The 11,427-nt window shown below is 37.3% G+C and carries 10 protein-coding genes; 8 read left to right on the forward strand and 2 right to left on the reverse strand.

Translation table 11 applies throughout. The features are described from left to right. The first annotated feature begins 500 nt into the window (after positions 1-500). The gene (locus tag F6K54_RS16980) at positions 501-2,156 is read left to right on the forward strand and encodes an ABC transporter substrate-binding protein (RefSeq protein ID WP_293079487.1); all 1,656 of its coding nucleotides are present in this window, start codon (positions 501-503) and stop codon (positions 2,154-2,156) included. Positions 2,157-2,852: 696 nt separating this feature from the next. Here the strand turns inward: F6K54_RS16980 and F6K54_RS16985 are convergent. Further along, positions 2,853-3,464, reverse strand: a complete 612-nt coding sequence (locus tag F6K54_RS16985; RefSeq protein ID WP_293079489.1) for a CPP1-like family protein — start codon at positions 3,462-3,464, stop codon at positions 2,853-2,855. On the opposite strand from F6K54_RS16985, the gene F6K54_RS16990 reads away from it, so the two are divergent. Together F6K54_RS16990 and F6K54_RS16995 are read left to right on the forward strand one after the other, a co-directional pair. Next, positions 3,464-4,708, forward strand: a complete 1,245-nt coding sequence (locus F6K54_RS16990) for a transposase (protein WP_293079491.1) — start codon at positions 3,464-3,466, stop codon at positions 4,706-4,708. The two genes, F6K54_RS16985 and F6K54_RS16990, sit on opposite strands and share 1 nt — an antisense overlap. Then, complete coding sequence (locus F6K54_RS16995; protein ID WP_237397161.1) at positions 4,680-4,910, forward strand: hypothetical protein; 231 nt, start codon at positions 4,680-4,682, stop codon at positions 4,908-4,910. The genes F6K54_RS16990 and F6K54_RS16995 overlap by 29 nt, the downstream gene beginning before the upstream one ends. Positions 4,911-5,199: 289 nt before the next feature. Here F6K54_RS16995 and pgeF read toward each other — a convergent pair whose 3' ends face one another. After that, a complete protein-coding gene (gene pgeF, locus F6K54_RS17000) occupies positions 5,200-6,060 on the reverse strand; it encodes a peptidoglycan editing factor PgeF (RefSeq protein ID WP_293079494.1) in 861 nt (286 codons plus the stop codon). A gap of 131 nt (positions 6,061-6,191) precedes the next feature. Here pgeF and F6K54_RS17005 point away from each other — a divergent pair, with 131 nt between their 5' ends. The 5 genes from F6K54_RS17005 to F6K54_RS17025 all read left to right on the forward strand — a co-directional run. Beyond that, complete coding sequence (locus F6K54_RS17005) at positions 6,192-6,446, forward strand: hypothetical protein (protein WP_293079496.1); 255 nt, start codon at positions 6,192-6,194, stop codon at positions 6,444-6,446. 482 nt (positions 6,447-6,928) lie between these two features. Beyond that, complete coding sequence (locus tag F6K54_RS17010) at positions 6,929-7,807, forward strand: biotin--[acetyl-CoA-carboxylase] ligase (protein WP_293079498.1); 879 nt, start codon at positions 6,929-6,931, stop codon at positions 7,805-7,807. Between the two features lie 263 nt (positions 7,808-8,070). After that, a complete protein-coding gene (locus F6K54_RS17015; RefSeq protein ID WP_293079500.1) occupies positions 8,071-10,182 on the forward strand; it encodes a peptidoglycan DD-metalloendopeptidase family protein in 2,112 nt (703 codons plus the stop codon). 479 nt (positions 10,183-10,661) lie between these two features. Then, complete coding sequence (locus F6K54_RS17020) at positions 10,662-11,018, forward strand: hypothetical protein (protein WP_293079502.1); 357 nt, start codon at positions 10,662-10,664, stop codon at positions 11,016-11,018. 3 nt (positions 11,019-11,021) lie between these two features. Further along, positions 11,022-11,427 (forward strand): caspase family protein (locus F6K54_RS17025; protein ID WP_293079504.1); only part of this gene is annotated, 406 nt, incomplete at its 3' end.

The raw sequence follows: 11,427 nt of genomic DNA on the forward strand, positions 1-11,427 counted from the left end.
ACTTTTCTTGGCAGCAAGCTAGACTATCATTCACTCGCCACACGGACACAACCAAATAGCTTTGCGCTCTCGGTATTTTTGTCCTAGTGTTGGATAGATACGATACTTAAATCTAGCTTTCATAATTTTACTCTTAAACTAACAACATGATAACATATCGATTGAAATAAAATAAACTAAAAAGTCGCCCGCTTATGGGCGAGGCTTTAAACCCAATTTTCTGGTAACTCTATATATATTAGTTCTCATATTTTGTTGAAACTTGCACTAACAAGTCATAATCTAATGCAGGATGGTAGAAATAACTGACCAGTTACAAAATCCTAACACAATTACAAATTAAAAATGATTGACTTTTAACTTTTGACCTTTGACTTTTAACTTCCGCGTAGCGGCACTAGAAGCAATATTTTAAATAATTTTCTTAGGAGTTAAAATCTTGGTAGAATTTATCTCAGAAAAAATAATAAGCTCCAGTATAAGTGAGGTAAATAGTTAAATTGTTTAAACATCAATTATTTAATTCTGTCAACCGCTCCCGACAGTTCATTATTCAATTTATTAGTTTGTTTTGTCTTTGCTGTTTCCTAGTTATTAGTTGTAGTCAACCACAGAATAATCCTAATAACACCTCCACCACAGAAATTCAAACAAATCGTATTACAATTGGTACAACTCTTAAACCTCGTACCGTAGACCCGGCAGATGCCTACGAAGTAATATCTGGTAACTTACTCTATAACTTGGGCGATCGCCTCTACGGTTACAAGTTAGGAACAACAGAACTTGTCCCTCAACTCGCTACAGAAATGCCAAAAATTAGCGAAGATGGCATAACATATACAATTCCTATTCGTCAGGGGGTAACATTTCATGACGGTACTCCCTTCAACAGTGAAGCAATGGCCTTTTCCTTAAAACGTTTTATTGAAAATGAAGGTCCACCTTCTTCTTTATTAGCAAATACAGTAGAGTCAGTAGAAACTACGGGAGAATATCAGTTAACAATAAAGTTAAAAAAACCCTTTGCTGCTTTTACCCCTCTACTAGCATTTTCTGGTCTTTGTGCTGTTTCACCTCAAGCATATACAACAGATGAAAATAAATTTAAACCCGATACATTTATTGGTACCGGACCATACAAATTAGCTGAGTACGGAACTGATGTTTTACGATTAGATATATTTGACAATTATTGGGGAGAAAAACCACAAAATCAAGGAGTTGACATTCAAATATTTTCTAGTTCAGCCAATTTATTTAATGCTTTTAAAACAGGTGCTATTGACGTAGCTTATTTATCTCTTGATACTGACCAAATTTCTAATTTAGAACAAGAATCAGAACGTCAAGGTTGGCAAGTAATTTCTACAGATGGCAAGACAGTTAATTATATAGTTTTAAATATTAATTCAGCACCATTAGATAACAAAGCAGTGAGACAAGCATTAGCAGCTATTGTTGACAGGAATTTGTTAAATAAACGAGTTTTACGAGAGCAAGCTGAACCTATTTATAGTCTAATTCCCAATAAATTTGCAGGTTATAAACCAGTATTTCAAGAAAATTATGGAGATGGAAATTTTGACAAAGCTAAAGAGTTATTAAAACAGGCAGGACATTCTCAAGATAATCCAGCAAAAATAGAAATTTGGTATGCTTCTAATTCTACGAAAAGACAATTAGTCGCTAGTACGCTCAAAGCATCTGTAGAAGAAAAAATAGACGGTTTAATGGAATTAGAATTAAATAGTGTAGAAGCAGCAACCGCCTTTAAAAATTTAGATAAAGGACTATATCAAACTTTTATGTTAGATTGGTACGGAGATTTTGTTGACGCTGATAACTATATCCAACCATTTTTAGAATGTACAAAAGGCTCAGAAGAAACAGGTTGCGAAGCAGGAGCTAGCCAATTTCAAGGCTCATTTTATTATAGCGATCGCATCAATCAATTAATAGAAGAACAACGTCAAGAACAAAACCCAGAAAAGCGCCAAGGTATTTTCAGAGAAATTCAAGACTTATTAGGAGAAGATGTTCCTTTTATTCCACTCTGGTTAGATAAAGATTATGTATTTGCTCAGAAAAATATTAATGGAGTTAGTTTAGAACCGACTCAACAGTTTCCTTTCTGGACAATTAATAAATCGTAGAGATTCTGACTGGAATTGAGAAGGAAGAAAGATTGAGAATTAGATACTATGATTTAGTGATTTAGATTTTTGATCGGAAAAGAATTTGAGTAATATCAAGTCTCATTAATTAGCCATAATAAAAATGCTATTCTCTCTCAAGAGAATATTTTTTCCGTTTGTCATGGGGAGCAAACAAATCTCCTCTTGTTCTCTACTCCTTACTTCCTAAATTTTTTTTATTGGGGTTATTTAAAGAGACATGATATAAGGGATATATATAGATAGTTAGAGTTATAACTTTCAAGGGAGTTCAGAAGATATATTGGCAAGGTACAGGAGCTAAAATTCATAATAAATCAATAAATTAAGTAGATTTAAAACCTCTACTCTTAAGTTATTAGTTCTAACTCCTGACTTCTGACTCCTTTGATTCCATTGTGGTTAGATAAAGATTATGTATTTGCTCAGAAAAATATTAGACGAATGATTTTAGATTTTTGATTGAATTGAATTTGGGATTTGAGAGTTGCTAGAATGATTAATATTAGGTTTTTTTAGTCATAATCTAAACTAAATTTTTGGCAATGTCATTCCATAATGTGCAACCCCTCAAATTTTTTTCCCTTCCTCCTTCTTCCTTATCATTCCATCAATGTGCAACCCCTCAAATCTCTTCCTTCTTCCCTCTTCCTTCTTCCTTCTTCCTTACCTTAATCAACGTAAAAAACAACTAACCATCCATAACACCAAAAACGTTACCAAAGTAATAAATATTTCTGTACTTAAACCAGTTGCTAAAGCAGTCAATATTCCACCTAAAATCAACCCAAGAACTAAACCCCCAACTGTCAACAATACAGCACGACCAAACTTATTCTCTTTACGATTAAGAAAATAAAGACAACCACCAACTCCCAAAGCCAAAGTAAGTTGCAAAATAGACGGTTGACTAACCCCAGAATAAATACTAATAGCCCCCAAAACCACATATATACCAGTAGGCCACAAAATATCAGCCTGACTAGGAGTATCAATTAACCTTTGTAGCCAAGCTGGCCCTTTTTCAGTCAACCCAGGAGTAAAACTATCAGGGACCTTCTTTGTTTGCTTCTCAGGAAACCGAATACGCTCAGGTACCTTAATCTTTCCTTCCTGACGCAACCTTAAACGGTCCATCAAAATCGAATCATAAGCAGCTTCAATATTTTCTATAACCTTTTGATCGCCACTATGCTGCTGCTTCAAACGTTCCTTTGCTGCTTGAATTTCATCAAAAGAAGCATCTTCAGTGAGACCAAGTTGTTGATAATGACTTAAATCGCTCATTGGAATTTATTAATAATGTTTTAAACTATGATACGGAGAAAGTTTGGGAATTTGGTAGCCCCGTCAATTTAGGCGCAGGGCGGGAAAATGACGTGGCGGTTTCAACCGCCGTAGTTAGGGTCATTAACGTACTCCAAAATCTTAGCAGTGCTGACTTTCCCTATTTTGATGATAATAGAAACATGAGCAAAACAACAAAAAATATGGGATGTCAACAAGTGTTGCTTCATCCCGATCAAAATCTGTTGGCCATATTAGAATACTTGTGTGGCGAGGCTAATAAAGTGTTCAATTGTTCCGTTTATTATGCCCGGCAAATTTGGTTTAAAGAAAACAGATTTCTCACTCAAGGGGAACTTTGTCGGCAGATGAAATGGAACTTGCATTTTAATGCAATGTACGCCTCTAGTGCCCAACAAATCTGCAACGGTATTGTTGAATCTTTTAGAAGTTTTAAACAACTACTTAAACTGTTTGGAAAAGGTGAATTAGCCAATAAACCCAAACCTCCTAAATATCGAAAACCAGGTCTATTTACTGTTTCTTATCCTAAAAAATGGCTGAAATTAACTGATATTGGGATTAAAATTCCATTAGGTCTTAAAGTTAAAGCATGGTTTAGATTAGATGCTTTCTATATCCCAATGGCAAGTAATCTAGACTGGAAACTAATTAAAGAAATTAGGATTTTGCCTCGTCATGGTTGTTTTTATGCTGAGTTTGTTTATGAAATGAAAACTCAGTCAGTTAAGTTAGACCCTAACCAAGCTCTTTCTATTGACCATGGCCTAGACAACTGGTTAACTTGTGTAGATACTCAAGGCCATAGTTTTATTGTTGATGGCAAACATCTCAAGTCCAAAAATCAGTGGTACAACAAACATATAGCTACTCTGAAGAAAAATAAACCACAAGATTTTTGGTCTAAAAGATTAGCTTGTATAACTGAAAAACGTAATTGTCAGATGCGAGATGCCGTTAATAAAACAGCAAGATTAGTAATCAATCATTGCCTTAAATATGGAATTGGCACGATTGTTTTTGGATGGAATAAAGGTCAAAAACAGTCAATTGAATTAGGGAGTAAAATTAATCAAAAATTTGTACAAATTCCTACAGCTAAACTCAAGGAAAGAATTGAACAACTTTGTAATTTATATGGGCTTCAGTTTGTAGAAACTGAAGAATCTTATACTTCAAAAGCGTCGTTTTTAGATGATGACTTTCTCCCAATCAGGGCGTGAAAAACCCGACAACTGGAAACCATCAGGAAAGCGAGTCAAACGCGGTTTATATCAATTATCAGTCGGTTATCTGATTAACGCTGATGCTAACGGTGCGGCAAACATTCTCAGAAAAGTATCTGGAAGGCTTGGTCTTGACTTAAGCCAACTAAGTAGAGGTGCTTTGACAACGCCTTTAAGAGTTCGATTTTGGGCTACTTAAGAATCCCTGCGTCTTGAGACCGGGGAGTGTCAAAAATTACCGAATAATCTCATAAATTAACATAAGTACTGACTATCAAAAATAGCTTTTAACCCCCTGAGATTAATAGAAGGAAAATCAAAAAAAGATATCTAGAGGCAAAGAATACGACTTTACTTAAGTAAAGCATTTAACATTAGTGAGAGAAAAAAGTAATTTTAGCTCCAGAGCATTCTCTGCCAAATATTGAAATTACCACTTGATTAATGTGTACTGTCTATCTTTTGGCTTTTGAATTTAGACTTTTGACTTAATTCAACCCACTGACTATTCCTGACCACTGTACTTTTTTCTGTTTTTCACGCCGATAAGAAAAAAAGTAATCCGGTTGTTGATAAGTACAATAAGGAGCGATCGCTATCTGTGAATAATCAATACCCAATTGCTCCAACTGTAAAACATTAACTATACGCACATCCAAGCGCACCTTTCCCGGTTCAGGATCGGATAAAATTGGCGAATTAGGCAAAAGCTCCAGAAAATGTAAAGTCTCCTCAGTATTTGCTCTCTCTATTTGTGGAACAACAGTCGCCCCAACTTCAGCCGCCACATCTTCAGAAACTTGATAAACCTCTCCAGCAATAGCAGGGCCAAGAACAAATAATAAATCGGATAATTGACTACCCTGAGCTTGAAAGCTTGCCAATGCTACGGGAACAATTTTAGCGGCCGTGCCACGCCATCCGGCATGAACTGCTGCCACTTGTCCTATTTTTTTGTCAGCAATCAAAACAGGTACACAGTCTGCACTACAAACCCAAACTGCTTGTTTTGTTGTTTGAGTTATTAAACCATCAGCTTCAGCATAAGTTTTTTCGGCATCAGAATTAGGCATTTCTACCTGAGTAGCTTTCCCTGTTGTTAGTACAGTATTGCCATGTACTTGTTTCACACGATATACCTCAGCAGAAGAAGGGAATACTTCTACTAATTGTCCTGGTGTACGAGGCCAGAAATGGTGAGTAAAAAAGCCATGAGGCCAATTTTCTAAGAGGCTACAAGTTAGATAAGATAATCCTTGCCATTTTTGCCAGTGCCAAGTGGCATTATTCTCGCCCAAAATTTGGTAGTATCTGTTTATTTTTTGTGAGTAAGAGTCAGCTACAGTCATTTCAGTTATCAGTTATCAGTTATCAGGAAAGGCAGAAGGCAGAAGGCAGAAGGAAATTCTGACTCCTGACCTCAGGATCAGTACCTTCGTTTATTTTGGCATTTTTGTTTGGTCTACTGCACAAGACAAGATTGGAAGTTTACCCAAAGCCGAGTGCTTCAGAGAATGAAACGACTATTGCGGATGCCGCAACAGTAGTAGAGAGAAGGATTAAATCATCAATCCTGGATGCTTCAGAGAATGAAATGACTATTGCGGATGCCGCAACAAAAGCAAAAGTCACACCTCCAACTCCGAGTGCTTACCAGAATGAAATGACTATTGCGGCATCCGCAACAGAAGGAAAAGTCACACCCCAACTCCGAGTGCTTCACAGAATGAAATGACTATTGCGGCATCCGCAACAGAAGGAAAAGTCACACCCCAACTCCGAGTGCTTCACAGAATGAAATGACTATTGCGGCATCCGCAACAGAAGGAAAAGTCACACCCCAACTCCGAGTGCTTCACAGAATGAAATGACCATTGCGGCATCCGCAACAGAAGGAAAAGTCACACCCCAACTCCGAGTGCTTACCAGAATGAAATGACTATTGCGACATCCGCAACAGAAGGAAAAGTCACACCCCAACTCCGAGTGCTTACCAGAATGAAATGACTATTGCGACATCCGCAACAGAAGTAGAACAAATCATTGAGTCATCAACTTAAGGAAAGGTTAGGACAGTTCAAAAGTTTAAAACTCAGATAAAGTAAAACTTTTACTTCTTCCTTCTTTCTTCTTCCTTCTTCCTTCCTTCTTCCTTCTTCCTTGTTCCTTCTGCGATAAAGTGTTGATATCTATCAACTTTGACCCAATAGTAGAAAATTGTCAGTAGCAGAATTTAACAAAGAAAAATTTATAGACAGCTTGTCAAATCTTCAAGGAGTTTCGGATAAATTAACCGCTTCAACTTTCGCCAATCTTCATATTTTTCTGAGTCTCCCCTCAACCAATCAAACTCTTTGGCAGTTAATCGACTCCGGAAACCCATCAAGCATTGTTATTGCCAGTCAACAAACAGCAGGACGTGGTCAATGGGGAAGAAATTGGCAGTCAACTGTCGGTGGCCTATATATGTCAATAGCGATCGCCAAGAGCAATACCATCGCTCCTAATATCTCTATATCTCAAACTTCTCAGCTAACTTTATCAAGTGCTTGGGGTATAGCCTCTAGTTTGAGGAATTATGGTGTACCAGTTCAAGTCAAGTGGCCCAACGACTTGATTTTAGAACACAAAAAATTAGGAGGCATCCTAACAGAAACCAGGGTACACAAGAAAAAAATTTCTCAAGCAGTAATTGGCGTAGGAATTAATTGGGCTAATTCTGTGCCAGAAACAGGAATTAATTTGCAGAGCTATTATAGGAAACAGTCAAAACCAGAAATATTCTCTTTAGAAATGTTAGCTGCTATAGTCTTTCATGGACTAGATTCTGGCATTAAACAACTTTTAGAGTCAGGAATAGAAAGTATCTTACCTTCCTATCAGCAACTACTAATAAATATTGGGCAGCAAGTAGTAGTAGAAGATCGTATTGGCACAATTGTGGGAGTAACGACTAATGGGGAATTACGGGTCAAGTTTAATCAAGACTCAGCTAGTCTGCTGACTCAGCCTCAAATATCTTCTTCAGAAATTTTCCTAAAACCCGGTACAATCAGTCTGGGCTATGGCCAATCGCTGCCCGGAAGTCAGGAGTAGGGAAGTGGGGGTTCTTGAGGAAACGGAGACACGGAGAGGGGGAGACACGGAGAGAGGGAGATGGGGTGTCACCGCGTCCCCGCGTCCCCCTGTCTCCGTTCCCTGCTCCTGATTAAACTGCTTAATAGACATCTCCAAAAATAAAAAATAAAATCAATTATCGTATAGAAATTATCAATTATTTCTTCCTATTCCCTATTCCCTCTTTTCTGGAGATGTTTAATTGTCAATTCAAATCAAAGTAATAAGTATAGTGTGAGGAAATGATGGTATCAGAGAACCAAAACCTGTCAGTAGAGTCTAAAACTGAACTACAGGAAACAACCAAAAAGCAAAACCAAAATATTCAGACCAAACTTCTAACTCATAAATCTCTTATGCAGCTTGGTTGTTGTCTAGCTAGTCTAGGAATGTTGAGTAGAGGTATAGTTTTAGCGGAGGCAGTTTTAGAAATAGAAGTGTATGACTATGAACCATCATATCAACCTGCTCCAGTAGATAACTATTATCCCCAAACATCTTATTCGGAACCATCCTATTCACCAGAACCATATTATTCGGAACCCTACTACGAACCAACTCCTTCATATACACCGGAACCATCCTATTCACCAGAACCATATTACGAACCCGAACCCTATTATTCACAACCATATTACGAACCAGAACCTTATTATTCTGCTTCACCAAGTTATTCGGAACCATACTATTCGGAACCATACTATTACGAACCAGAACCAGAACCATATTATTCTCAACCAGCGCCAAGTTATTACGAACCGGAACCTTATTATTATTCTCAACCAGCGCCAAGTTATTACGAACCAGAACCTTATTATTCTCAACCGGCACCAACTTATTACGAGCCAGAACCTTATTATTATTCCCAACCAGAACCGGAACCGGAACCGGAACCAGACAGTGGTATTTATCTGCCGAAAAATTTGTATGTCGCACCTCCGACGAATACAGGACTCAACCTATCAAAACAACCAAAATATCAGGAGTTACCACCCCTAACATTACCAAAACCTGAAAAACTTTATTATTATGACGGTTCGACTAACGCTTATATAGATAATACAGAATACAAAACTGGTGCAACAGAAAGTTATGAAGCACCAAGTACAGTAGTTTTCTCCGAACGTTCCACAGATAACGTCGCCGAATATCCAACAAATAATAAAAATTGGGGTGCTGTCGCCGAAAATAATAATTGGAGCGCCCCTACTCAGACTAATAACTGGAGTTCTACAACTGCAACAAATAATTGGAGCGCCCCTGCTCAGACTAATAACTGGAGCGCTCCTGCTCAAACAGCATCCAACAATTCATGGAGTGGGGAAACTCAACAAAGTTACTATTCTCAAAATAACTATCAAGACTCGTATCAAAATAGCTATCAAGACTCATCCTACGATAACAACTATTACTCCTCCAACAACAATTATTACTCCTCCAACAACAGTTATTATTCAGACACTTCTAGTTATAGTCAAAGTAGCTACTACTCTAGTTCATCCTCCAGTCAAAGCAGTTATTACACCAGCACCTCCTACACTCCAAGTCATTACTCAGGTTCTTCACAAGGAGTAGAAGTTGCTGCAGTTTTACCCGCTCAGGTGCAGGGTTTATTTGACAACCCCATTACTCAGTCAGGTTTAGCATATTACAACCGCACCATGCGACCGCCAGCAGTACCAGGAAATGGTAACACTAGAATAATATTTCCTCTATCTATCCCTGCACCGATAACTTCATTTTTTGGTTGGAGACAACATCCAATATTAGGTTATAAGAAATTTCACACAGGTACAGACTTAGGAGCGCCAACAGGAACCCCAGTAGTTGCAACTTATGCAGGTCAAGTAGCGATCGCTGACTGGTTAGGAGGTTATGGTGTAACTGTGGTGTTAGACCACCAGAAAAAATCATTGGAAACTCTCTACGGGCACTTATCAGAAATTTTTGTGAAACCAGGAGAAGTTGTCAAACAAGGTGAAGTTATCGGTCGCGTTGGTAGTACGGGAATGTCTACAGGTCCTCACTTACATTTTGAAATGCGACAGTTAACAAAGGATGGGTGGGTTGCGAAAAACCCAGATACTCATATTCAGTTTGCCTTGGCAAATTTGATGACAGCGTTGAAAATTACTGAAATACCACCTGTACCGGAAATAAGTATTAATGAGTTGGTGAAACAGACTAAGGAATTAGATTCTGGTGTACCACAACTGCCGCCTTTACCTCCAGGTTTTGAAGTACCTATTCCTGACTTAGAACCACCAATTTTTGAATTGACAAAAGCTGCGGAAAAATCTGATGAAGAGACAAAAATTAGTTTGAATGAAGAGGAGAAAAAAGTGGTGGAATAGAGTTAGTTGGATAGGGAAAAATTGACAAAACTCCTGGATATTTTAATCGAATATTCTGGGAGTTTTTATTAGTTCTGTAGGTTGGGTTAAGCGGCAGCGCAACCCAACAAAAACCGATACCTATAATCTAATATATATTGGGTATCCTGCGGATCGGCTACGCTAACCTTCCTGAAACAAACCTACACGGTACTATACTTTAGGTTTGCTTAAGCACCAGTGTAATCCAAGAAAAACTGATACTTATAACTTTATATACGACTGTGTCTTAATTTGAGCGATTTTTTTCATCTGTTTAGCGACAACTCTATTATGTTGGGTTTCGGGTTCCTCAACCCAACCTACAAAAGCTTCTGGGTAGATACTTTGTAAGCTCTCCAGAGTTTATCTAAAAATAAAATAAGTTAAAATATAGAAATTATCTCTGGGCAACCACTCAAAAATAGCCAAAACTTTAAAAATAAGACTTAATTATTATTATGAAAGACAAGAAAATTTGGATTATTGCCGATGAAACTACTTCAGAAACTTCTGGAAAAAAACATTCAATAGATACTGGAGGTAATTATGATGATTTGCCAGCAGAATCTCCCGAATCAAGTAGAAAAAGATTTCAGGTTAAAGCTGAAGATTTGAAACGAGAAATGTCTGAATTTCTTGAAGTTATTGAATATGTATTTGACCAGACAGATCGAGAATCTTCTAATGTTAATTTAAAAGAAATAGAATTATCTGTTGAAATTAATGGAGAAGGTCAAGTTACTTTATTTGGTATTGGTGGAAAAGCTGGAAGTAAAGGTGCAATTAAATTAAAATTAGTACGGAAGGAGTCTTAGAAAATGGCAAAAAATTGGGCTATTTGTGTTGGAATTAATCATTACGATAATATGCCAACTCTTCAATATGCTCAGAGAGATGCTGAATTAATGCGGGATTACTTTCTCAATGAAGCAGGTTTTGAGAAAGTTTATTTATTTACTGATAATTCTCCTCAAATTAATGATGCAGGTAAACCTTTTAATTCTCAACCTACCTATGGCACTCTTCAAAGATTTTTACGAGTAAGATTTAACAAAGAATTTTTATCTGCTGGTGATAATTTTTGGTTCTTTTATAGTGGTCATGGAATACGTTTTAATGACCGAGATTATTTAATGCCTGCTGATGCTGATCCTCATCCAGATGGAGTAGAAGATACTGCTATTCCTCTTTATTTGGTGACAGAAAGATTAAGGCGATGTGGAG

The organism is Okeania sp. SIO3B5 (assembly GCF_010692555.1).
Taxonomy (GTDB): domain Bacteria; phylum Cyanobacteriota; class Cyanobacteriia; order Cyanobacteriales; family Microcoleaceae; genus Okeania.

Excerpts from the sequence above, each read along its gene's own strand:
- F6K54_RS16985 (WP_293079489.1), bottom strand. The coding sequence starts at position 3,464 with ATGAGCGATTTAAGTCATTATCAACAACTTGGTCTCACTGAAGATGCT.
- F6K54_RS16995 (WP_237397161.1), top strand. The coding sequence starts at position 4,680 with ATGATGACTTTCTCCCAATCAGGGCGTGAAAAACCCGACAACTGGAAA.
- pgeF (WP_293079494.1), bottom strand. The coding sequence starts at position 6,060 with ATGACTGTAGCTGACTCTTACTCACAAAAAATAAACAGATACTACCAA.
- F6K54_RS17015 (WP_293079500.1), top strand. The coding sequence starts at position 8,071 with ATGATGGTATCAGAGAACCAAAACCTGTCAGTAGAGTCTAAAACTGAA.
- F6K54_RS17020 (WP_293079502.1), top strand. The coding sequence starts at position 10,662 with ATGAAAGACAAGAAAATTTGGATTATTGCCGATGAAACTACTTCAGAA.